Genomic DNA, 20,439 nt, shown 5'->3' with positions numbered 1-20,439 from the left:
CATCCTGCGCTTGTCGTCAAAGCCCACTCGCCTGCCAGCCCACCAAAGAAAAAATGAATCAGCACACGATCCGTGCAGATGCGGGCCTGATCGTGGGTATCGGCGGCAGATCACGCACTGTTAGACTGCATGACCTGCTCGTGAATCGCGTATTCCCTGCATGATCCCCAGCCTGATCCTGCTGCTCGCCCTGCCATTCATCTTGGCCGTGCTGGTCGCCGCCCTGCCCCGAAGTTCCCGAACCACCGCTGCCTGGTTGGCTGCGGCGGCGCCATTGGCCGGCCTCGCCATCCTCGCCACGCTTACCCCCGCCGTGCTGGATGGGCAGGTGCTGCGCAGCAGTGGCCAATGGCTGCCCCAGATCGGCCTGGATTTCACCCTGCGCGTGGACGGGCTGGCCTGGATGTTTGCCGGCATGGTGCTGGGGATCGGCGCGCTGGTGGTGCTGTATGCCCGCTATTACCTGAGCAGCCAGGACAACGCCCACCGCTTCTACTGCTACCTGCTGCTGTTCATGGGCGCCATGCTGGGCATGGTGCTGTCGGGCAACCTGTTGCTGCTGATGATTTTCTGGGAGCTGACCAGCATCAGCTCGTTCCTGCTGATCGGCTTCTGGTCACACCGCCAGGATGCGCGCGAAGGCGCCCGCATGGCGCTGGTGATCACCGGTGGCGGCGGTCTGGCACTGCTGGGCGGCGTGCTGCTGATCGGCCGCATCGTCGGAAGTTACGACCTGGACGCGGTGCTGGCCGCCGGCGAGCAGATCCGCGCCAGCGCGTTGTATCCGTACGCCCTGTTGCTGGTCCTGGCCGGCATCTTCACCAAGAGCGCGCAGTTCCCGTTCCACTTCTGGCTGCCGCACGCGATGGCCGCGCCCACCCCGGTTTCGGCTTACCTGCATTCGGCCACGATGGTGAAGGCCGGCGTGTTCCTGCTGGCCCGGCTGCACCCCGTGCTGGCCGGCAGCGACCTGTTTTTCTACACCGTCAGCGGCATCGGCGCGCTGACCCTGCTGATCGGCGCCTGGAATGCGATCTTCCAGCACGACCTGAAGGGGCTGCTGGCGTATTCCACGATCTCCCACCTGGGCCTGATCACCATGCTGTTCGGGCTGTCCACGCCGATGGCGGTGGTGGCCGGCGTGTTCCACATCCTCAACCACGCTACGTTCAAGGCATCGTTGTTCATGGCGGCGGGAATCATCGACCACGAGACCGGCACCCGCGACATGCGCAGGCTGGGTGGGCTGCGGAAACTGATGCCGTTCACCAGTCTGCTGGCGATCATTGCCTCGCTGGCGATGGCCGGCATCCCGCTGCTCAATGGGTTCCTGTCCAAGGAAATGCTGTTTGCCGAGGCGCTGGTCACCGAGGGCCCGCAACCCATGCGCGTGGCGATGAGCATTGCCGCGTTGCTGGCCGGTGTGTTCGGCGTTGCCTACAGCCTGCGTTTCGTGCACGACACCTTCTTCGGCAAGGGGCCGCACGATCTGGACCGGGTGCCGCACGAGCCGCCGCGCTGGATGAAAGTGCCGGTGGAGATCCTGGTGGTGGCCTGCGTGGCCGTCGGCATCGCACCGGCGATCACCATCGCCCCGGTACTGCATGCCAGCGCCGCATCCATCCTGGGCGCGCAGATGCCCGAGTACAGCCTGTCGATCTGGCACGGTTTCAACCTGCCGCTGGCGATGAGCGCAGCCGGCGTGCTGGGCGGCATCGCACTGTATTTCGGCCTGCGCCGGCTGATCGACCTGTATGCGGTGCAGAACATCGCCACCGGCCGCAACGTCTTCCACCGCCAGCTGGACCTGCTGTCCGCGCTGGCCCAGCGGCTGACGGCCGCGATCGCCAACGGCAGCCTGCAGCGCATGCTGCTGGGGCTGGTGGTAGTGGCGGTGATCGTCGGTGCCGCGCCCTGGCTGGCCGCGCCTGCCTGGCCGAACTGGCCGTCGCCGCAACCGATCCCGCTGCTGGGCTGGGCGTTGTGGGCGGTGATGATGGCCTGTGCGATGGCCACCCTGCGCATGTACAAGCAGCGCCTGCTGGCAGTGCTGCTGGTCGGCGGCGTGGGCCTGATGGTGGCACTGACCTTCGTGTTCCTGTCCGCCCCGGACCTGGCCCTGACCCAGCTGCTGGTGGAGATGGTCACGCTGGTGCTGATGCTGCTCGGCATGAACTACCTGCCGGCACAGTCGGTCACCGAACGTTCCAGGGCGCGTAAATACCGCGATGCAGCGATCGCACTGGTCGCAGGCGTGGGCATCGCGGCACTGGCCTACACCGCGATGACGCTGCCTCCCAACACCATGGCCGGCGAGCTGCTCGCGCGTGCGCTGCCCGAGGCGTATGGCAGCAACGTGGTCAACGTGATCCTGGTCGATTTCCGCGGTTTCGATACCTTCGGCGAGATCACCGTGTTCGGCATTGCCGCATTGGTGGTACACGCCATGCTGCGGCGTTCGCGGATGGCACCGGAGCAGGTGATGCCTGGCCCGCCGATCAAGCTGCCGGTACCGGCCGACCTGGCCCAGATCATGTTCCCGCTGACCCTGACCGTGTCGATCTTCCTGTTCCTGCGCGGCCACAACGCGCCCGGCGGCGGATTCATCGCCGGCCTGATGCTGGCCGTGCCGCTGCTCATCCAGTACGTCATCCAGGGCACCGCATCGGTGGAATCACGCTTCGGCTTCGACTACATCCGCTGCATCGGCATCGGCCTGCTGGTGGCCGTGGCCAGTGGCGGCGCCTCGATGCTGTTCGGCGTACCGTTCCTGACCAGTGGCCACCTGGACCTGCAGCTGCCGCTGATCGGCCACGTGCCGCTGGCCAGCGCGATCGGCTTCGACATCGGTGTATACCTGGTGGTGTTCGGCGGCGCGATGCTGATGTTGTCGATGATGGGAACGATCAAGCCGTCGCGCACCCGCGGCTCGCGCCGTGGCGAGATCGATCCGCGGCAACGTTCCGCCCTGACCGGGGAGATGCGCTGATGGAACTGGCCCTGGCAAGCGCCATCGGCGTGCTGACCATGCTCGCGGTATACCTGCTGCTGCGGGCGCGCAGCTTCGACGTCATCCTCGGCATGACCTTCCTGTCCTACGCCACCAACCTGCTGATCTTCGCCGGTGGCCGCTTGGTACAGGGCAAGGCGCCGGTGCTGAAGGAAGGCCTGGACAGCAACCTGGGCAATTACACCGACCCGTTGCCGCAGGCGCTGGTGCTGACCGCCATCGTGATCGCCTTTGCGATGACCGCCGTCACCATCGTGCTGGCCATCCGCAGCCGCAGCGACAACCATAGCGACCACGTCGACGCGCATGAGCCTGATGCGGATGCACCGCCGCGCCGTGACGAGGACCACGCATGAACCATCTGGTGATCCTGCCGATCCTGATCCCGCTGCTCGGCGCATCGTTGTCGCTGTTCGTCGAACATCGCCGTTACGGCCCGCGGGTGCAGCGCGCGGTGTCCTGGACGACGATGGCCGCCCTGTTCGCCGCGGTGCTGCTGCTGTTCGCGCGCACCGCCGATGGTGCGGCCATGGTTTACCTGCTGGGCGACTGGCCGTCGCGACTGGGCATCGCGCTGGTCGCCGACCGCCTGTCGGCGTGGATGCTGCTGACCACGGTGCTGCTGGCCATCGGCTGCCTGCTGCATGCCTGCTCTGGCTGGGACCGCCGTGCACCGCATTTCCATGCGCTGTTCCAGTTCCAGCTGGTCGGCCTCAACGGCGCCTTCCTTACCGGCGACATCTTCAACCTGTTCGTGTTCTTCGAAGTGATGCTGATCGCTTCATACGGCCTGCTGCTCAGTGGCGGGCGCGGCCTGCGCATGCGCATCGGCCTGCATTACGTGGTGTTCAACGTCACCGCCTCCACCCTGTTCCTGATCGCGCTGGGCCTGCTGTACGCCTCGCTGGGCTCGCTCAACATGGCCGAGCTGTCGCAGCGCATCGCCGAAGTCCCGCCCTCGCACCTGCTGTTGGTGAAAGCAACCATGGGCCTGTTGCTGCTGGTGTTCTGCGCGAAGGCGGCGCTGATGCCGCTGTACCTGTGGCTGCCCGAATCCTATGCACGCGCACCGGCGGCGGTGGCCGCACTGTTCGCGATCATGACCAAGGTCGGCCTGTATGCGGTGCTGCGGGTGCAGTCGCTGTGGTTCGGCGACGACGCCGGTGCCATGGCCGGCTATGGCCGCGACTGGCTGCTGTGGGCGGGCGTGGCCACCCTGGTGCTGGGCGGTCTGGGCGTGTTGGCGGCAGTGCGCCTGCGCGTGCTCATTTCCTACCTGGTGGTGGTATCGGCGGCAACGCTGTTCATCGCGTTCTCGGTGGGCAACCAGCAGGTGCTGGGTGCAGGCCTGTATTACCTGCCGCACAGCACCTTCGTGGCCGCCGCGCTGTTCCTGATCGCCGATCTCATCCGCCGCCGTCGCGGCGGTGCCAGCGACCGCAAGGAAGTGATCGCGCCAATGCCGGGCAAGGAAACGCCTGCCGTACTGTTCCTGATCGGCGCCATTTCGGTGGCCGGCCTGCCGCCATTGTCCGGCTTCCTGGCCAAGGCCGCCCTGCTTGCCGGCATGCCGCCGCAGCTGACGGCCCCGGTATGGGCTGCTGTGCTGGGCAGCAGCCTGCTGGTCATCATGGGCCTGGCACGCGGTGGCATCCGGCTGTTCTGGCGCGTGCCGAACATCGAGCCCGATGCACCGAAACCGCGCAAGGCGCCGACCCGCACCGTCGAACTGTTCGCGGCCAGCCTGCTGCTGCTGTATGGCATCGGCATGACCCTGTTCGCGGCGCCACTGATGCGCCACACCGACGCCATCGCCAGCGACCTGCTGCAGCCGTCCCGCTACGTGGAGCAGGTGCGCGCGACCACGCCGGAGATCCGCCAGCCATGAGCCCGAAGCGCCCCCTGTTCCGTCGCCTGTTTCCCTCGCTGCCACTGACTGTCATGGTCGTGGTGTTCTGGCTGCTGATGTCCGACAGCTTCACCCTGGGCCAGTTCGTGCTTGGCCTGGTGCTGGGCATGGTCATACCGCTGTTCGCCGCCCGGCTGGACCGCGAGTTCGCGCGCATCGGCACCCTGCGGCCGGTACCCAAGCTGGTGGCGGTCACGCTGTGGGACATCCTGCTGTCCAACATCAAGGTGGCGCGACAGGTGCTCGGCAAGGAAAGCACCCTCCACCCGGGCTTCGTGTGGGTCCCGCTGGACATCGCCAACATCCACGGCATCGCCGCGCTGACCAGCATGATCACGCTGACCCCGGGAACGGTGTCGGCCGCGCTCAGCGACGACCGCAGCTTCCTGCTGGTCCATGTGCTGCACCTCGAAGACGAGGCGCAGCTGGTGGCCGACATAAAACGCCGTTACGAGGCACCGCTGATGGAGATATTCCCATGACCGGATTCGACGTCATCCAGACCACGCTGGTGGTATGCATGCACGTGGTGGGGGTGGCCATGCTGCTCGCCACCTGGCGCCTGCTGCGTGGACCCACCGTCCCGGACCGCATCCTTGCGCTGGACACGCTGTCGGTGACCGCCATCGCCGAACTCATGCTGTTCGGCATGTACCTCAATTCGGCGATCTATTTCGAAGCTGCGCTGGTCATCGCCATGCTCGGCTTCGGCAGCACCGTGGTGCTGAGCAAGTTCGTGCTGCGGCGGGACATCGTCGAATGATCACCTTCATCCAGATCGTCCTGTCCGTCCTGCTGCTGTTCGGCTGCTTCTTCATCCTGATGGGCGCACTGGGGCTGGTGAAACTGTCCACCTTCTTCAAGCGCCTGCATGCACCGACCAAGGCCAGTACGCTGGGCGTGGGCTGCGTGCTGGTGGCGTCGGTGTGCTACCACATCTTCCTCGGCCAGGATCCACAGCCGCGCGAACTGCTGATCACCGTATTCCTGTTCATCACCGCGCCGATCAGCGCGCACATGATGGCCAAGGCCGCACTGTCGCTGTTGATGGAAACCCGCCCCAGCCTGCCCGGCAACCAGCGTGCTGCCGAAGAACAGCTGCCGCCGCCGGAGCCGGAACGCGAGGACGAAGACGCCGCAACCCGGTAGAAGCGGGCCACGCCCATCGACACGGGCCGGTGCGGCGCGGATCGTCGCTAGCCATTCACCAGTGCCAGCTCCAGCCCCACCCACGCCACGAATGCGGCCAGCAGGACCCCGCCTTCGCCGCGGCTGATGCGCAGGTCCCCACGCAGCATCGGATACAACACCAGCGCGAACGCCAGCACGGCCGGCAACTCCAGCCGCACGAACGATGCCGGCAATGCCAACGGCTGGACCAGCGCCATCGTCCCGATGACCAACAACAGGTTGACCACGCTGGAACCGAGCACGTGCCCGACGACCATGTCGCCGTGGCCACGCCGCGCCGCCATCACCGCTGCGGCCACTTCGGGCAACGTGGTACCGATCGCCACCGGCAACAGGCCCACCATCAACGGCGTCCAGCCCAGCGCCACGCCGATGTCCGATGCCGCGCCCACTATCAGTCGCGCACCCCAGTACAGGGTGATCGCGGCAACGACCAGCCGCAACACGTTCAATGCCATGCCGGTGCGCGATGCCGCCGATGCCGCGATCACCGCCTGCACCCCTGGCGCTTCATCACGCCCTTTGCGCAGCAGCAGCACGAACCCCACCACGAACGCCAACAACAGCACGCCGCCTTCCCAGCGCTGCAGATTGCCATCGCGGCCGAAGCCGATCAGCAGCAATGCCGCGATGAGCAACGCCCACCATGACCTGCCGAGCACGCGTGCGCGAAGCACCAACGGCAGGGCCAACGCGGCCAGCGCGAGGGTCAGGCCGAGGTTGGCCAGGGTACTGCCCACCGCGTTGCCCAACGCCAGTTCCGGCTGCCCCACGACCAGCGCGCGCGCATTGACCGCCAGTTCCGGCACCGACGTGGCGAGGCCCAGCAGCACCAGGCCGGCCATGAAGGGCGACGCACCGAAGCGCTGGGCCAGGCCGGAGGTCGCCTTGACGATGGAATCACCGCCGAGGGCCAGCAACAGCAGGCCAAGCAGGAACCAGGCGACGGCGAGAGCGATCATCAGGCAGTCCTCAGGCGGGTGGTGAGCGGGATTCTACGTCGCGGTTGCCCCCGTGGGGACGACGATGCCCTGCCGGTGAAAGGCATGCCCACCAGGGCCGCCCCCGGAAGACGCGGCCCCCCTGCTCAACCGCAGCCTTCCACGTAATCCACCTGCGGCGGCAGGCCTACCCGCCAGGCGCCCACTTTGCCGTCGGCATCCAGGGCGAAATCGATGATGCCCTGGCCTTCCTGTGCCGGTCGCACCCGCAGATGCCGCGCCTGCGGGTCGTACTTGTCCGGGGTGACATCGCCACGCTCCGGATACAGCTGCTGCAGCTCGCCCAGGGTCATGCCGACCTTGCCGCCCCCCGGCGCGACGATGGCCGGGCCACGTACGTCGTAGCGCACCAGCTTGCGGCCCTCGATCATCAGCCAGGGGTCCTCGGGCGAGGCCTTCTGCGGATGCAGGTAGTAGCAGTCTTCATTGCCATCATCTGCCGCCAGCGGCTTGCCAGCCGCGTCCGTCGCCAGGCCCTGCAGCGGCTCGCCGAAGCGGCTGCGGACATCGTCGATGCTGGCTCCCAGCGCGACCGCACCGAACCCATCCAGGCGCGCGGGACTGTCATTACGCGGATCCATCGGGGTCGACGTTGCGAGGTCCGGATCGGCCGCAGCGTCGGTCGCCCCCGCAGTCGGCGCGGAGACCTCGGAGGCAGCATCGGGAACCTGCGCCCCTTGGCCACATGCGGCCAGCGACAGGGCCAACAGGCCGGCAACGGGAAAGGCTTTCATCGGGACATCTCCTGCAAGGCGGTGCCGCAACGCTAGCGCGGATGCCGTGCACGCGCCGCATTGTCATCGGGGTTTAACGGCAGGCATTCAGGCTCGGCCTGCACCGCCTCGACCCTGCCGCCATGCTGCCGCGCAAGACCGACCAAGCCCGAATTGCATTGCAGGCGCATCGCGCGCCGCTGGACATGCGCCAGCGCCGCCTGCTGATCCTGTGCGATGGGCAGCGCGACATCGCCGCCCTGACCGCGATGGTCGGGCCGGAAACGCCAGCGATGGTGATCCAACTGGTGCATTCCGGCTACCTGGTCACTTCTCCAGAACAACCACCGGCCTCGGCGACCGCGGAAAGCCCTGCGGCGGCGGTTCTGTCCCGGCCGGCCAGCCCCGAACGCCGGCGTTCGATGGCCGCCGCACGCATTTACCTGCTGGGCATCCTCGAGATGCAGCGCCATCCGCAGGCGGCCGCCCTGTTCCATGCCCTGCAGCAGGCCCGCCACGACAGCGACGTGCTCGAGGCCATGCACGCCGCATTGGGCGCCCTGCCCGTGCTGACATCGGTCGGCTACACCGAGCGGGTGCGCGAACGCCTGCTGGAGGTCCTGCCAGAAAAGGGGACGGAGGGGATTAAGTCGCTCAAGACAGAGCCGGAAACGACTTAATCCCCTCCGTCCCCTTTTTTCAACGGAAATTGTTGCGCAGGCCGTTCCAGCACTGCTGGTAGTCGCCCTGGCGGTGCGCGGCGGCCAGTGCCTGCGCCGTCGGGCGGATCACCGCGCGGGTTTCGAACATGAAGGCCATCGTGTCCCTGATCACGTCCGGCTTGGACAGGTCGGCGTTGGACGCCTTGTCGAACGTCGGCGCATCCGGACCGTGCCCACTCATGCAGTTATGCAGCGACGCTCCGCCGGGCACGAAGCCTTCCGCCTTCGCATCGTACGCACCGTGCACCAGGCCCATGAACTCGCTGGCGATGTTGCGGTGGAACCACGGCGGCCGGAACGTATGCTGCGCCACGAGCCAGCGCGGCGGGAAGATCGCGAAATCCATGTTGCTGGTACCCGGCGTATCGCTGGGCGAATGCAGCACCAGGAAAATCGACGGATCCGGGTGGTCGAAGCTGATCGAACCGATGGCATTGAAGCGGCGCAGGTCGTAGCGATACGGCGCATAGTTGCCATGCCATGCCACCACGTCCAGCGGTGAGTGGTCGATCGGTGCGCGCCACAGTTGGCCATCGAACTTGGCCACCAGTTCGAAGTCACCGTCGAGGTCCTCGAACGCCGCATGCGGGGTTTCGAAGTCGCGTGGATTGGCCAGTCCATTGGAGCCGATCGGGCCCAGGTCGGGCAGCTTCAGCAGCGCGCCGAAATTCTCGCAGACATACCCTCGCGCCTCCCCGTCCGGCAGCTCCACCCGGAAGCGCACCCCACGAGGGACCACCGCGACCTGCTGCGGCTCGATCTCGATCACGCCCATCTCGGTAAGCAATCGCAGGCGTCCCTGCTGCGGCACGATCAGCAGTTCGCCGTCGGCGTTGTAGAAATAGCGGCCCACCATGTCCCGGTTCGCCGCATACAGATGGATGGCCACGCCCGCATGCGCTTCGGGCGACCCATTGCCGCCCATCGTATACAGGCCTTCGACGAAATCCGTCGGCACCTCCGGCAGCGGCAGCGGGCTCCAGCGCAACTGGTCCGGCGATGCCGGCTGGGCATGGAAATCCATCCGCAGGCGCGGCTGCTGCAACGGCACGAACGCACCATGGGCGACCGCCGGGCGGATGCGATACAGCCAGCTGCGGCGGTTGCTGCCGCGGGGTGCGGTGAACGCCGTGCCTGACAGCTGCTCGGCATACAGGCCGTGGGGCACCTGCTGCGGCGAATTCTGCCCGACCGGCAATGTGCCTTGCAGCGCTTCGGTGGCGAATTCGTTGCCGAAACCGGACTGGTAGCCGCGGGCGGTGATGGAGGTGGACATGGGAGCTCCAGGAACGGCAAGGCCGGAACGGAAAGCAGCCGAGCAGGGCCCGGCGCTACCGATGAACGTTACAGTACGCCGCGGCGCATCTGGTCGCGCTCGATGCTTTCGAACAGCGCGGTGAAGTTGCCTTCGCCGAAGCCCTCATTGCCCTTGCGCTGGATGATCTCGAAGAAGATCGGACCAATGCAGTTGGTGGTGAATATCTGCAGCAGCTTGCGCTGGTGCGTTTCCGGATCCGCGTCGATCAGGATCTTGTTCTTCGCAAGTCGCGCAACGTCTTCACCGTGGTTCGGAACACGCTGGTCGATGACGTCGAAGTAGGTGTCCGGGGTATCCAGGAATTCCACGCCCTGCGCGCGCATCGCTTCGACGGTTTCGTAGATGTTCTCGGTGAAACAGGCGATGTGCTGGATGCCCTCGCCCTTGTAGGCGTCCAGGTATTCGTTGATCTGGCTCTTCGGATCCGACGATTCGTTGAGCGGGATGCGCACGATGCCGTCCGGCGCCGTCATCGCCTTGGACACCAGCCCGGTCTTCAGGCCCTTGATGTCGAAATAGCGGATCTCGCGGAAGTTGAACAGCCGCTCGTAGTAATCCGACCACTGCTGCATGTTGCCGAAATACAGGTTGTGGGTCAGGTGGTCGATGAAGGTCAGCCCGAAGCCGGTCGGGCGCGGGTTGGCGCCCTCGATCGGCGCGTAATCGGTGTCGTACATGCTGCCAGCGGCGCCATAACGGTCCACCAGGTACAGCATGCAATCGCCGATGCCCTTGATCACCGGGGCCGGGACGGCTTTGGTCTCCGGCTTGAAGTCGATCGCTTCGGCACCATTGCCCAGTGCGGTCTGGAGCACCTCCTCGCCTGGCTTCTTGAAGCGGATCGCGAAACCGCAGGCGCAGGGGCCATGCTTTTCAGCGAAATCCGAAGCAAACGAACCAGGCTCCTCATTGACCAGGAAGTTGACGTCGCCCTGGCGGTAGACCGTGATCGCGCGCTGCTTGTGCTTGAGCACCGCAGTGAAACCCATGCTGCGGAAGTAGGCGTGCAGTTCCTTGCCGCGCCCGGCCGGTGCCGCGAATTCGACGAACTCGAAGCCGTCGATGCCCATCGGGTTCTCGAAGGTGGTGACCTGCATGCCAGGATTGGGGTGCGAGGCGGTCTGGACGGTGGTATTCATGGCGATGGCTCCGATTCGTTTCCGCAACGTGACAAACCACGTGCAGGCAGCGGACAGACCCGCGAGAATGCGGAGTCCGGAAACTCCCCTTATAGTTACACCTGAAACCACCAGCAAGGTGCACTGCAGCATGAATCCAGCCGATCCCGCCTCCACCAGCGTACGCGCCTCGCACGTCCTGCTCGACCTGGAACAGTTCCTGCCTTATCGGCTGAGCGTGCTGTCCAACCGGGTCAGCGGCAACATCGCCAAACTCTACGGCGACCGCTACGGCCTGGCCATTCCGGAATGGCGGGTGATCACTATCCTCGCGCTGTACCCGGGTTCCTCGGCCAGCGAGGTCTCCGAACGCACCGCAATGGACAAGGTGGCCGTCAGCCGCGCCGTCGCCCGCCTGCTGGAGCGAGGCTTCATCAAGCGCGAGACCCACGGCGATGACCGCCGCCGTTCGGTACTGGCGCTGTCAGCGGCCGGTTTCGAGGTGTACGAAACCATCGCGCCACTGGTCATCGAGATCACCCGCAAGCTGATGTCGGTGCTCAACGAAGAAGAAGAGCAGATGCTGGAAACACTGATCCTGCGCCTGGCCGGCGAAGGCCTGCAGCGCATGGGCGACTGACAAAAAAGGGGACGGAGGGGATTAAATCGTTTCGACCCGCGTTGCGGCGCCAAAACGATTTAATCCCCTCCGTCCCCTTTTTTCAGCTCAGGTGCTTGCGCCGGGCGTAGATCCAGGGCGCGGCGAGGGCGCCGATCGCTCCGCCGGCAAAGCCCAGTGATGCGGCAACCGTGGCCGCTTCGATCGCGCCCGGCAATGCCAACGCGGCGGTGACCAGCAGCAGCGACGGCAGGCCGACGAAGGTAGCCAGGAAGAAGCGCCAGCGCGGCACCCAGGTACCCAGTTGCAGCAGGCTCACCGGTTGCCAGGCTTCGCCACTGGCGTCCTCGGCGACTTTCTTCGCCACCCGGGCCAGGTCGACTTCCGGCAGCATCCTGCCCGGCCGCGCCACGGCCAGCGCCAGTGCGACCTCTTCCACCGCCGGAAGACCCGTCGGCCAGGCCTGCGGTGCCGCCACGCCATGGGCGACCAGCAGTGGCACGCTCAGCCACGGCGCAGCCAGCGGACGCAGGCGACGACGCCCGTGCACGCACCACACCTCAGCCCGGCCATGGGCCACCACTTCATACAGCGCCAGCTCCGCCGCGGCAGGATAGGCCAGCATCGTGGTCCGCGCCGCCAGCGTCTCCATGCCCATCGCGCGCAGGAAACCCGGGCGGCTGCGTCCTTCCTGCATCCACGCCAGCCCCAGCGCCCCGACCAGGAACGCCTCGGCGCGGTCCTTGCTGCCCGCCGAGGCACGTTCGTCACTGGCCAGGAACCAGGCCAGCGAGTTCGGCTCGGCCACATCGTCGCGGTTCCAACGACCGTCCTCGCCCAACACATGCCGCAATGGCAGTCGCACCGGCGCCGTTTCGCCACGGTCGGCCGGCTGCAGGAAGGGCAACACGCTCTGCATGAAAGCCCCCGGGTCCAGCGCGCGGCCGCCTTGCCCCAGCCATTCGCCCGGCAGCAGGCCGGCCAGCCGGCCATCACGTGCCAGCCGGTCGAACAACGCCTTCTGTTCCACCAGCTTCTGCACCACGCCGTTGAGCGCCGGGTTGTCCGGCAGCGAAATCGTCGGCAGGCGATGCAGCGGCGGCAGGTCGCCGACCGGCGGTTCGCCAGCCGCCGCATCATCCAGCAGGCTGCCCACCGATGGCAGGGCCACGGCATCGGCTGGCGGAAGGTCGTCGGTGAGGTCGCTGTGCATCGGGCGCTCCGGTCGTGCGCCACGATCAGCGTGGCGTCGCTACCTTGGCGTTAGCGGCGGCGCTGCCTTGAAATTGAGGGAAAGGCGGCCGCCCCTTCAACCGAGCCGCGGTCAGCGCGGTGCCCATTCCTTCATGAACGCCAGGAACTTGGCCCGGTCGTAGCCCTTGCCTTTTTCCAGCTCGCCGGTGAACTGCGAATGCAGCAGCCCGCCCTCCGCATCCAGCACGAACAGGTGCGGGTACCCCTTCACTTCCGGGTACTGCGACAGGAACGCCGCGTTCTCGTTGTCATCGCTGTAATTGACCTTCATCCACACATAGTTCGCGTCGCGCAGGCGGCGTACTTCGGCATCGCCTTCGACGAACTTGTCCAGGATGTGGCACCACGGGCACCACTCCCCGCCCACGTCCAGGATGATGCGCTTGTTGCCACGCTGCGCCTCCACCTTGGCCGTTTCCAGATCATCGGCCGGGTTGCGGGCCGGGTCGAAGCTCGCATTCAACGCGGCGATGGCGGCGATATCCGCCGCCGCTGGCGTATTGCCCGAGGCCACCGGCACGCTGGGATCAGCGGCCGGTGCCGTGGTGGGGCGCGTATCGAGCGGCTGCGCAGGCGCCTGGCTGGTTTCGGGACCGGGCTGCGAACACGCCGCCAACGCAACGGCCAGCACCCCCATGGACATCCAACCTGCAGACTTGCGCATACGCTTACCTCTTACTTGACGCCGTGCATCAGCTTGTTGATCTGCGGTGCCAGCAGGAACAGGATCACGCCCGAACCAATCAACGCCCAGAAGCCAAAGGTATACCCTTTCAGCGCCGATTCCACGGTCATGCCGCCTTCGCCGCTCACCGCGCCGGCGAAGATGCCCGACAGGTTGTTGCCGATGCCGGTGGACAGGAACCAGCCACCCATGCCGAAGCCGACCAAGCGGACCGGGGCCAGCTTGGTCACCATCGACAGGCCGATCGGCGACAGGCACAGCTCACCAATGGACTGGACCACGTAGACCATGAACAGGGTCCAGAAGGGGATCTTGCCGTCCACCACCAGCTGGGACAGGGCGAACATCAGCAGCGCGAACGCGGCGCCGTTGAACAGCAGGCCCAGGCCGAACTTGCGTGGAATGGACGGGTTGGTGCTGCCCATCGCCACCCAGATCCAGGCGATGACCGGCGCCAGGGTGATGATCGCCACCGAGTTCACCGACTGGAACCACGCGGTCGGGAACGTCCAGCCACCGAAATCGCGGTTGACGATGTTCTCGGCAAGGAAGGTGAACGAGCTGCCGGCCTGTTCGAAGAACATCCAGAACATCACGTTGAAGGCGAAGATGATCAGCATGGCGATGACGCGGTCGCGTGCCACCTTGCCATTGCGGATGCCCTCCACCATCAGCAGCACCGCCAGGGCGATGAACAGCACCAGCAGGATCCAGGCCAGCGCGGTGGCGCCGGTGGACAGCAGGAAGAAGGCCACCGGGATGGCGACCAGCGAGCCGACCGCCACCATCACGATGCGGCCATAGCCCTCTGCACCGGCCGGCGGTGCGCCCACGCCCTTCAGGCCCTTGCGGCCGAAGTAGAACCACACCAGGCTGACCAGCATGCCGATGCCCGAGGCGATGAACACCACCTTGTAGGACGGCATGTCGCTGGTGCCAAAGACCTTGCGGGCCAGGTATTCGGTCAGCACCGGGGCGATCATCGCGCCGATGTTGATGCCCATGTAGAAGATGGTGAAGCCCGAATCGCGGCGCTCATCCGACAGGCCATACAGCTTGCCGACCATGGTCGAGATGTTCGGTTTGAACAGCCCGTTGCCGACGATGATGGTGGCCAGGCCCAGTTCGAATATCTGGTGGTTGGGCAGCGAGATCATGAACAGGCCAGCGGCCATGATCACCGCGCCGGTCAGGATCGAACGCTGGTAGCCCAGCACCCGGTCGGCGACGTAGCCGCCGAAGATGGCCGCGGCATAGACCAGCGCCAGGTAGGCACCATAGGTGCGGCTGGCAGCGGCTTCACCGCCCGCATCGCCATTGAAGAACTGCGCCACGATGTACAGCACCAGCGCCCAGCGGATGCCGTAGAACGCGAACCGTTCCCAGAACTCGGTCATGAACAGCATCCACAGCGGGCGTGGATGGCCCAGCGTGGTCTTGTAGTCCGGCACGGCCGGTTCGGGGGTGTTCGCAGTGGCGTTCAGGCTCATGCGGGATTCCTGGTTCGGTGGATGACAGGCACGTCCGCTGTGCCGAAGTAACGCGCGAGCATCACCGACTTCTGGCGTTCACGTCAAATACACACCGTTCGCGGCAGGAGGCTGCCTGCTCGCTGAACTTGCATCTGCAACGAATTCCACAGAACTGAATGCGCGTCACGTCGCGACAGCCACGGCAAGACCGGGCCATGCCCGGCAAGGCCTTGCAGATTCCGCTCATGCTGGGCCACGCCTCAGCCTTCCAGCGTCGTCCGCACCTGGAACAGTTCAGGGAAGAAGGTCAGGTCCAGCGCCTTGGCCAGGAAACCGACCCCGGACGAGCCGCCGGTACCGCGCTTGAAACCGATCACCCGCATCACCGTGCGCATGTGGCGGAAGCGCCACAACTGGAAGGCGGTCTCCAGGTCCACCAGGTCCTCGCATAGCGCGTACTCGCGCCAATAGCGGTCGGCGTCCTGGTAAATACGCTCGAACACCGGGTGCAGCGCATCATCGGCGACGTGCGGCAACGACCAGTCCCGCTGCAGGTACTGTGCCGGGATGGCGTGCCCGAACCGGGACAGGTACTGCAGGAATTCCTCGTACAGGCTGGGCGATTCAAGCGCCTGGCGCAGGCCCTGCTGTCCGGCTGCATCGTGTTCGAACACCTTCAGCATCTGCGCGTTCTTGTTGCCCAGCAGGAACTCGATGCAGCGGTACTGCAGCGACTGGAATCCAGACGACGGGCCCAGCACGTCGCGAAAGCCCATGTATTCGGTGGGGGTCAGCGTTTCCAGCACCGACCATTGCTCGGTCAGCTGGCGCAGTACCAGCTTGCTGCGCGCCAATACCTTCTGGCATTGCCAGACCTGGTCGCGCTGCAGGAAGCCGATCGCAGCGCGCAGTTCATGGGCCAGCAGCTTCAGCCACAGCTCGGAGGTCTGGTGCTGGATGATGAACAGCATCTCGTCGTGGTGCGGCGGACTGGACAACGGCTGCTGCGCACTGAGCAGCTGGTCCAGCCGCAGGTAGCCGCCATAGGTCAGCCGGTCCTGCAGATCGGTGTGGATGCCGGCTTCGAGATCGCGTTGGTTGTTGTCGGCGGACATGGGGCGGTAAGAGCCAAAGACCACGAAGAGTAACGCGTCACGCCGGTCGCCAGCGGAATTCTGCCTTCAGCGCAGGCGCCGCCGTGGAACCCAGCTTCCTGCGTGCGGCGCGTGGAACCCTCCACGGAACCTCCCCAGGCCGCCACACGAGGCGTATTGTGGTGCTTTGCAGCAACGCCTGAATACGTTGCTGTCATGGGCGCGTCGCCGGCCCGTGGGAGTCTGGCCGGGAATTCCGTTGTTGCGCCGCAGGACGGCTTTTCCGCGCGCCTTCCTTAACATGGCGATTCATATCATTTGTAACTTCCTGTCGAGGGTGCAGTACGCAATGACAGTTGCCGCCGAGTTCAAGATCGAATATCTCCAGTACCTGGACGCGGACGGCAATCTCGTCCGCGATGACCTGCCCGCGTCCCTGCGCGACCCCAAGGTGCTGCTCCCGCTGTTCAAGCAGATGCTGTACGTACGCGTGTTCGACAGCAAGTCCATCGCGCTGCAGCGCACCGGCAAGCTGGGCACCTACGCGGCCTGCCTCGGCCATGAAGCAGCCCATGTGGGCATCGGCGCGGCGATGCATGCCGGCGACGTGTTCGCGCCGAGCTATCGCGAATACGGCGCGATGTTCATGCGCGGCGTGCGCCCTTACGACGTGCTGATGTACTGGGGCGGCGACGAGCGCGGCAACGACTACGGCGGCAATGCAGCCAAGGACTTCCCGTTCTGCGTGCCGATCTCCACCCAGTGCCTGCATGCAGCCGGTGCGGCACTGAAATTCAAGCTCAACGACGAGCAGCACGTGGCCGTGGCCGTGTGTGGCGACGGCGGCAGTTCCAAGACCGATTTCTATGCCGCACTGAACTCGGCCGGCGCCTACAAGCTCCCGCTGATCCTGTGCATCGTCAACAACGGCTGGGCGATCTCGGTGCCGCGCTCGGCGCAGACCGGCGCTGAAACACTGGCCCAGAAGGGCCTGGCCGGTGGCCTGCATTGCCTCCAGGTGGACGGCAACGATTTGATCGCCGTACTGGCGGCGATGGAGCAGGCACGCGAACGCGGCCTGGCCGGCGAAGGCGGCACCGTGCTGGAACTGATGACCTATCGGCTGTCGGACCACACCACCGCCGACGATGCGCGCCGCTACCGCGACGATGCCGAGGTGAAGGATGCCTGGAAGCTCGAACCCATGCTGCGCCTGCGCAAGTACCTGACCGCGCAGGGGCTGTGGAGCGAAGACGAAGAAAAAGCGTGGACCGAACAATGCGCCGCCCGCGTGGACGAGGACGTGAACCAGTACCTCAACACGCCGGTGCAGCCGGTCGAGGCCATGTTCGATTATCTCTACGCCGATCCGCCGCCGGACCTGCTGGCCCAGCGCGCTGCCGCCATTGCCCTGGAGCAGCGCCATGGATGACATCAAGCAAGGCGCTCCTGCTTCCCGCACCAATGCCGCCGACAGTGCCGCTGTCGCCGGTGGAGACACGGTCATGACCACCACCCCCATCACCCTGATCGAAGCCATCACCCAGGCACTGGCCTGGGAGCTGGAACACGACAAATCGGTGCTGGTGCTGGGCGAGGACGTGGGCGTCAACGGCGGCGTGTTCCGCGCCACCGCCGGCCTGCAGCAGCGCTTCGGTTCCAGGCGCATCCTCGACACCCCGCTGGACGAAACCACCATCGCCGGGCTGACGATCGGGCTGGCCGCGCAGGGCATGAAACCGGTCGCCGAGGCACAGTTCGACGGCTTCATGTACCCGATGGTGGACCACATCATCTGCCATGCCGCGCGCCTGCGCACCCGCACCCGTGGCCGCCTGCACTGCCCGATGGTGCTGCGCGTGCCGTGGGGCGGCGGCATCCGTGCGCCGGAACACCACAGCGAAGCCAACGAATCGATCTTCACCAACGTGCCAGGCCTGCGCGTGGTGCTGCCGTCTTCGCCGCAGCGTGCCTATGGCCTGCTGCTGGCCGCGATCCGCGAACCGGATCCGGTGATCTACATGGAGCCCAAGCGCATCTATCGCCAGTACAAGGAAGTGGTCGCCAACGATGGCGAGGCACTGCCGCTGGACGTGTGCTTCGTGCTGCGCGACGGTACCGATGTCACCCTGGTGACCTGGGGTGCGCAGGTCAAGGAAGCGCTGGAAGCGGCCGACAAGCTGGCCGGCGAAGGCATCAGCGCCGAAGTGATCGACGTGGCCACCCTGCGCCCGCTGGACTTCGCCACCATCGCCGAATCGGTGGCCAAGACCGGCCGCTGCGTGATCGTGCAGGAGGCGCCGAAGACGGCGGGCTTCGGCGCGGAGATCGCCGCACGCCTGGCCGAGGAATCGATCTACGACCTGCTGGCTCCGGTGGAGCGCGTCACCGGGTACGACACCCACATTCCGCTGTTCCGCCTGGAGATGAAATACCTGCCGAGCGTGGACCGGATCGTCAGCGCGGCCAAGCGCGCCATTGCGGCAGGCTGACATGCGGGCCCGCCTTCTAGGCCCGTACCGCAGCCAGTATCCCAACCCGCTCCGGTTCCGCGCCGGCCAGATCGTCGAACTGGGAGTCCGCGACGAGGAATGGCCGGCGTTCGCCTGGGTACGCACCGATGACGGGCGTGCCGGCTGGGCTCCGGTGGCATGGTTGCAACGGCTGGATGATGGTCGTGCAGAAGCCCTGCGCGACTATGACGCCCGCGAACTGGACGTGGAAAACGGCGAACTGGTGCGGTTGCACCATGAACATGGGGGTTGGTGGTGGTCCGAACGCGCGAATGGCGCGACGGGTTGGCTGCCGGCCCGCGAACTGGAACTGCTGGAAGAGAACTGCACATGAGCCAGACCAAGAATTTCAACCTGCCCGACCTGGGCGAAGGCTTGCCGGACGCGACCATCGTGGAATGGTTCGTCAAGGAGGGCGATACCATCCGGCTGGACGAACCGCTGGTCTCGATGGAGACCGCCAAGGCGGTGGTGGAAGTGCCCTCGCCGGTATCCGGCAAGGTGCTGAAGCTGGCCGGCGCGGTCGGCGACATCATTCCCACCGGCGCGGTACTGGCCAGCTTCGAGATCGACCCGAACCTGCCACAGCGCGCGGACGGGCAGGACACGGGCCACAGCCATGGCCACGCCGCCCCGGCGAGCACGGGCGAGCCCGCCCCGGCGCAGCCGGCCAAGGTGGTCGCCTCCGACGAAGGCGGCGAGATCAAGGCCGGCAGCGAGCGTGACGACGCCGGTACGGTGGTCGGTGCGATGCAGAGCTCCAACACCGTGCATGCCGAGCAGGCGGTTGCGGTGGGCGGGGTCAAGGCGGTTCCTGCCGTGCGCGCCACCGCACGCAAGCTGGGCGTCGATCTGTCGCGCGTACGTGCCACCGGCACCGACGGCGCGGTCACCATGGCCGACGTCAAGCAGGCTGCCGCTGATGGCAGTGCCAGGCTCGGTGCCGCACCCGTTGTGGCTGCCGCTGCCGCACCGGTGGCTGCACAGGCCGCCGCCCCGGTCCGGGTCGAAAGCCAGCGCACGCCGATGTCGGCCACCGGCAAGCCGATGCGCACCCAGCCACCGGGCGTGGTCGCCAAGGGCCAGCCGGAGCCGCTGAAGGGCGTGCGCCGCAACATGGCGCGGGTCATGGCCGATGCGCACAGCAAGGTCGTGCCGACCACGCTGAACGATGATGCCGACGTCCACGCCTGGCAGCCGGGCAACGATGTCACCGCGCGCCTGGTGCGTGCGATCGTCACCGCCAGCCAGAAGGTACCGGCGATGAATGCGTGGTTCGACGGTGAAGCGCTCACCCGTACGCTGCACGCCCACGTGGACGTGGGTATCGCGGTGGACACCGACGATGGCCTGTTCGTCCCCGCGCTGCGCAATGCCGACATGCTTGATGCACGCGGCGTCCGCGAGGGCGTGAACCGCCTGCGCGAACAGGTGGAGGGCCGTTCGATCGCCGCATCGGAACTGAGCGGCTACACGATCTCGCTGTCCAACTTCGGCATGTTCGCCGGCCGCTATGCGACGCCGGTCGTGGTGCCGCCGTGCGTGGCCATCGTGGGGGCCGGCCGTGCCCGCCACCAGATGACCCCGGTGATGGGTGGCGTGGAAGCGCACAAGGTGATCCCGCTGTCGGTCACCTTCGACCACCGTGCCGCCACGGGTGGTGAAGCGGCACGCTTCCTGCGCGCGATGATGGACGACCTGGCCCTGGCCAGCTGAGATCATCCATGGCGGATGGCGGGCGTGGCCCGTCAGGTCAATAGAGCGGGGCCATGCCCCGCTGGACCCTTGGCGCGGTACCGGATGATGGGCCGCGCGAAGCA

The 20,439-nt window shown here is 66.2% G+C and carries 20 protein-coding genes; 12 read left to right on the top strand and 8 right to left on the bottom strand.

Annotated features, from left to right (window positions below; translation table 11 throughout):
* Window positions 1–160: 160 nt before the first annotated feature.
* The 6 genes from H4O11_RS10820 to H4O11_RS10795 are packed head-to-tail and all read left to right on the top strand — an operon-like array spanning window position 161 to window position 6,068.
* Window positions 161–2,989 (top strand): monovalent cation/H+ antiporter subunit A, encoded by a 2,829-nt coding sequence (locus H4O11_RS10820; RefSeq protein WP_182339427.1) that lies wholly within the window; start codon window positions 161–163, stop codon window positions 2,987–2,989.
* On the top strand, window positions 2,989–3,366 hold the full coding sequence (locus tag H4O11_RS10815) for a Na+/H+ antiporter subunit C (RefSeq protein ID WP_182339426.1): 378 nt from the start codon (window positions 2,989–2,991) through the stop codon (window positions 3,364–3,366). Before H4O11_RS10820 ends, H4O11_RS10815 begins: the two co-directional genes overlap by 1 nt.
* Entirely contained in the window at window positions 3,363–4,898 is a 1,536-nt protein-coding gene (locus tag H4O11_RS10810; protein WP_182339425.1) for a monovalent cation/H+ antiporter subunit D, read from the top strand. The genes H4O11_RS10815 and H4O11_RS10810 overlap by 4 nt, the downstream gene beginning before the upstream one ends.
* Window positions 4,895–5,401: a Na+/H+ antiporter subunit E gene (locus tag H4O11_RS10805; protein WP_182339424.1), complete on the top strand. Its 507-nt coding sequence runs from the start codon at window positions 4,895–4,897 to the stop codon at window positions 5,399–5,401. The genes H4O11_RS10810 and H4O11_RS10805 overlap by 4 nt, the downstream gene beginning before the upstream one ends.
* The gene (locus H4O11_RS10800) at window positions 5,398–5,682 is read left to right on the top strand and encodes a K+/H+ antiporter subunit F (RefSeq protein ID WP_182339423.1); all 285 of its coding nucleotides are present in this window, start codon (window positions 5,398–5,400) and stop codon (window positions 5,680–5,682) included. The genes H4O11_RS10805 and H4O11_RS10800 overlap by 4 nt, the downstream gene beginning before the upstream one ends.
* A complete protein-coding gene (locus H4O11_RS10795) occupies window positions 5,679–6,068 on the top strand; it encodes a Na+/H+ antiporter subunit G (protein WP_182339422.1) in 390 nt (129 codons plus the stop codon). The genes H4O11_RS10800 and H4O11_RS10795 overlap by 4 nt, the downstream gene beginning before the upstream one ends.
* A 47-nt stretch (window positions 6,069–6,115) precedes the next feature.
* Here the strand turns inward: H4O11_RS10795 and H4O11_RS10790 are convergent, their stop codons facing one another.
* Together H4O11_RS10790 and H4O11_RS10785 are read right to left on the bottom strand one after the other, a co-directional pair.
* Window positions 6,116–7,072, bottom strand: a complete 957-nt coding sequence (locus H4O11_RS10790) for a sodium:calcium antiporter (RefSeq protein ID WP_182339421.1) — start codon at window positions 7,070–7,072, stop codon at window positions 6,116–6,118.
* A gap of 125 nt (window positions 7,073–7,197) precedes the next feature.
* Window positions 7,198–7,845: a hypothetical protein gene (locus H4O11_RS10785; RefSeq protein ID WP_182339420.1), complete on the bottom strand. Its 648-nt coding sequence runs from the start codon at window positions 7,843–7,845 to the stop codon at window positions 7,198–7,200.
* Window positions 7,846–7,967: 122 nt separating this feature from the next.
* On the opposite strand from H4O11_RS10785, the gene H4O11_RS10780 reads away from it, so the two are divergent.
* The gene (locus H4O11_RS10780; protein WP_182339419.1) at window positions 7,968–8,504 is read left to right on the top strand and encodes a hypothetical protein; all 537 of its coding nucleotides are present in this window, start codon (window positions 7,968–7,970) and stop codon (window positions 8,502–8,504) included.
* A gap of 19 nt (window positions 8,505–8,523) precedes the next feature.
* On the opposite strand, the gene hmgA is transcribed toward H4O11_RS10780, so the two are convergent.
* Window positions 8,524–9,822: a homogentisate 1,2-dioxygenase gene (hmgA, locus tag H4O11_RS10775; RefSeq protein ID WP_182339418.1), complete on the bottom strand. Its 1,299-nt coding sequence runs from the start codon at window positions 9,820–9,822 to the stop codon at window positions 8,524–8,526.
* 68 nt (window positions 9,823–9,890) lie between these two features.
* Window positions 9,891–11,003 (bottom strand): 4-hydroxyphenylpyruvate dioxygenase, encoded by a 1,113-nt coding sequence (hppD, locus tag H4O11_RS10770; protein WP_182339417.1) that lies wholly within the window; start codon window positions 11,001–11,003, stop codon window positions 9,891–9,893.
* A gap of 130 nt (window positions 11,004–11,133) precedes the next feature.
* Here hppD and H4O11_RS10765 point away from each other — a divergent pair, with 130 nt between their 5' ends.
* Entirely contained in the window at window positions 11,134–11,622 is a 489-nt protein-coding gene (locus tag H4O11_RS10765) for a MarR family winged helix-turn-helix transcriptional regulator (protein ID WP_182339416.1), read from the top strand.
* Window positions 11,623–11,704: 82 nt separating this feature from the next.
* Here H4O11_RS10765 and H4O11_RS10760 read toward each other — a convergent pair whose 3' ends face one another.
* The 4 genes from H4O11_RS10760 to H4O11_RS10745 all read right to left on the bottom strand — a co-directional run bounded on the left by H4O11_RS10760 (window position 11,705) and on the right by H4O11_RS10745 (window position 16,127).
* Window positions 11,705–12,814 carry a hypothetical protein gene (locus H4O11_RS10760; RefSeq protein ID WP_182339415.1) on the bottom strand — a complete coding sequence of 370 codons (1,110 nt, stop codon included), beginning with the start codon at window positions 12,812–12,814 and terminating at the stop codon, window positions 11,705–11,707.
* Window positions 12,815–12,925: 111 nt separating this feature from the next.
* Complete coding sequence (locus H4O11_RS10755; RefSeq protein ID WP_182339414.1) at window positions 12,926–13,519, bottom strand: thioredoxin family protein; 594 nt, start codon at window positions 13,517–13,519, stop codon at window positions 12,926–12,928.
* An 11-nt stretch (window positions 13,520–13,530) separates the two neighbouring features.
* Entirely contained in the window at window positions 13,531–15,030 is a 1,500-nt protein-coding gene (locus tag H4O11_RS10750) for a peptide MFS transporter (protein WP_182339413.1), read from the bottom strand.
* A gap of 242 nt (window positions 15,031–15,272) precedes the next feature.
* A complete protein-coding gene (locus H4O11_RS10745; protein ID WP_182339412.1) occupies window positions 15,273–16,127 on the bottom strand; it encodes a tryptophan 2,3-dioxygenase in 855 nt (284 codons plus the stop codon).
* A 328-nt stretch (window positions 16,128–16,455) separates the two neighbouring features.
* Here H4O11_RS10745 and pdhA point away from each other — a divergent pair, with 328 nt between their 5' ends.
* The 4 genes from pdhA to H4O11_RS10725 are packed head-to-tail and all read left to right on the top strand — an operon-like array spanning window position 16,456 to window position 20,335.
* Entirely contained in the window at window positions 16,456–17,538 is a 1,083-nt protein-coding gene (gene pdhA, locus H4O11_RS10740; RefSeq protein ID WP_182339411.1) for a pyruvate dehydrogenase (acetyl-transferring) E1 component subunit alpha, read from the top strand.
* Window positions 17,531–18,598 (top strand): alpha-ketoacid dehydrogenase subunit beta, encoded by a 1,068-nt coding sequence (locus H4O11_RS10735; RefSeq protein ID WP_182339410.1) that lies wholly within the window; start codon window positions 17,531–17,533, stop codon window positions 18,596–18,598. The genes pdhA and H4O11_RS10735 overlap by 8 nt, the downstream gene beginning before the upstream one ends.
* 1 nt (window position 18,599) lies before the next feature.
* A complete protein-coding gene (locus H4O11_RS10730; protein ID WP_182339409.1) occupies window positions 18,600–18,953 on the top strand; it encodes an SH3 domain-containing protein in 354 nt (117 codons plus the stop codon).
* Entirely contained in the window at window positions 18,950–20,335 is a 1,386-nt protein-coding gene (locus H4O11_RS10725; protein ID WP_182339408.1) for a dihydrolipoamide acetyltransferase family protein, read from the top strand. Before H4O11_RS10730 ends, H4O11_RS10725 begins: the two co-directional genes overlap by 4 nt.
* The last annotated feature ends 104 nt before the right edge of the window (window positions 20,336–20,439 follow it).

It is taken from the genome of Stenotrophomonas tumulicola, from assembly GCF_014117215.1.
In the GTDB taxonomy this organism is placed as follows: Bacteria; Pseudomonadota; Gammaproteobacteria; order Xanthomonadales; family Xanthomonadaceae; genus Stenotrophomonas; species Stenotrophomonas tumulicola.
The sequence above is the reverse complement of the archived record's forward strand: the minus strand, read 5'-3'. Positions and strand labels throughout refer to the sequence as shown.

What these genes read in the sequence shown, in the direction of transcription:
- H4O11_RS10820 (WP_182339427.1), top strand. Translation starts at nt 161, where the DNA reads ATGATCCCCAGCCTGATCCTGCTGCTCGCCCTGCCATTCATCTTGGCC.
- H4O11_RS10815 (WP_182339426.1), top strand. Translation starts at nt 2,989, where the DNA reads ATGGAACTGGCCCTGGCAAGCGCCATCGGCGTGCTGACCATGCTCGCG.
- H4O11_RS10810 (WP_182339425.1), top strand. Translation starts at nt 3,363, where the DNA reads ATGAACCATCTGGTGATCCTGCCGATCCTGATCCCGCTGCTCGGCGCA.
- H4O11_RS10805 (WP_182339424.1), top strand. Translation starts at nt 4,895, where the DNA reads ATGAGCCCGAAGCGCCCCCTGTTCCGTCGCCTGTTTCCCTCGCTGCCA.
- H4O11_RS10800 (WP_182339423.1), top strand. Translation starts at nt 5,398, where the DNA reads ATGACCGGATTCGACGTCATCCAGACCACGCTGGTGGTATGCATGCAC.
- H4O11_RS10795 (WP_182339422.1), top strand. Translation starts at nt 5,679, where the DNA reads ATGATCACCTTCATCCAGATCGTCCTGTCCGTCCTGCTGCTGTTCGGC.
- H4O11_RS10790 (WP_182339421.1), bottom strand. Translation starts at nt 7,072, where the DNA reads ATGATCGCTCTCGCCGTCGCCTGGTTCCTGCTTGGCCTGCTGTTGCTG.
- H4O11_RS10785 (WP_182339420.1), bottom strand. Translation starts at nt 7,845, where the DNA reads ATGAAAGCCTTTCCCGTTGCCGGCCTGTTGGCCCTGTCGCTGGCCGCA.
- H4O11_RS10780 (WP_182339419.1), top strand. Translation starts at nt 7,968, where the DNA reads ATGCTGCCGCGCAAGACCGACCAAGCCCGAATTGCATTGCAGGCGCAT.
- hmgA (WP_182339418.1), bottom strand. Translation starts at nt 9,822, where the DNA reads ATGTCCACCTCCATCACCGCCCGCGGCTACCAGTCCGGTTTCGGCAAC.
- hppD (WP_182339417.1), bottom strand. Translation starts at nt 11,003, where the DNA reads ATGAATACCACCGTCCAGACCGCCTCGCACCCCAATCCTGGCATGCAG.
- H4O11_RS10765 (WP_182339416.1), top strand. Translation starts at nt 11,134, where the DNA reads ATGAATCCAGCCGATCCCGCCTCCACCAGCGTACGCGCCTCGCACGTC.
- H4O11_RS10760 (WP_182339415.1), bottom strand. Translation starts at nt 12,814, where the DNA reads ATGCACAGCGACCTCACCGACGACCTTCCGCCAGCCGATGCCGTGGCC.
- H4O11_RS10755 (WP_182339414.1), bottom strand. Translation starts at nt 13,519, where the DNA reads ATGCGCAAGTCTGCAGGTTGGATGTCCATGGGGGTGCTGGCCGTTGCG.
- H4O11_RS10750 (WP_182339413.1), bottom strand. Translation starts at nt 15,030, where the DNA reads ATGAGCCTGAACGCCACTGCGAACACCCCCGAACCGGCCGTGCCGGAC.
- H4O11_RS10745 (WP_182339412.1), bottom strand. Translation starts at nt 16,127, where the DNA reads ATGTCCGCCGACAACAACCAACGCGATCTCGAAGCCGGCATCCACACC.
- pdhA (WP_182339411.1), top strand. Translation starts at nt 16,456, where the DNA reads ATGACAGTTGCCGCCGAGTTCAAGATCGAATATCTCCAGTACCTGGAC.
- H4O11_RS10735 (WP_182339410.1), top strand. Translation starts at nt 17,531, where the DNA reads ATGGATGACATCAAGCAAGGCGCTCCTGCTTCCCGCACCAATGCCGCC.
- H4O11_RS10730 (WP_182339409.1), top strand. Translation starts at nt 18,600, where the DNA reads ATGCGGGCCCGCCTTCTAGGCCCGTACCGCAGCCAGTATCCCAACCCG.
- H4O11_RS10725 (WP_182339408.1), top strand. Translation starts at nt 18,950, where the DNA reads ATGAGCCAGACCAAGAATTTCAACCTGCCCGACCTGGGCGAAGGCTTG.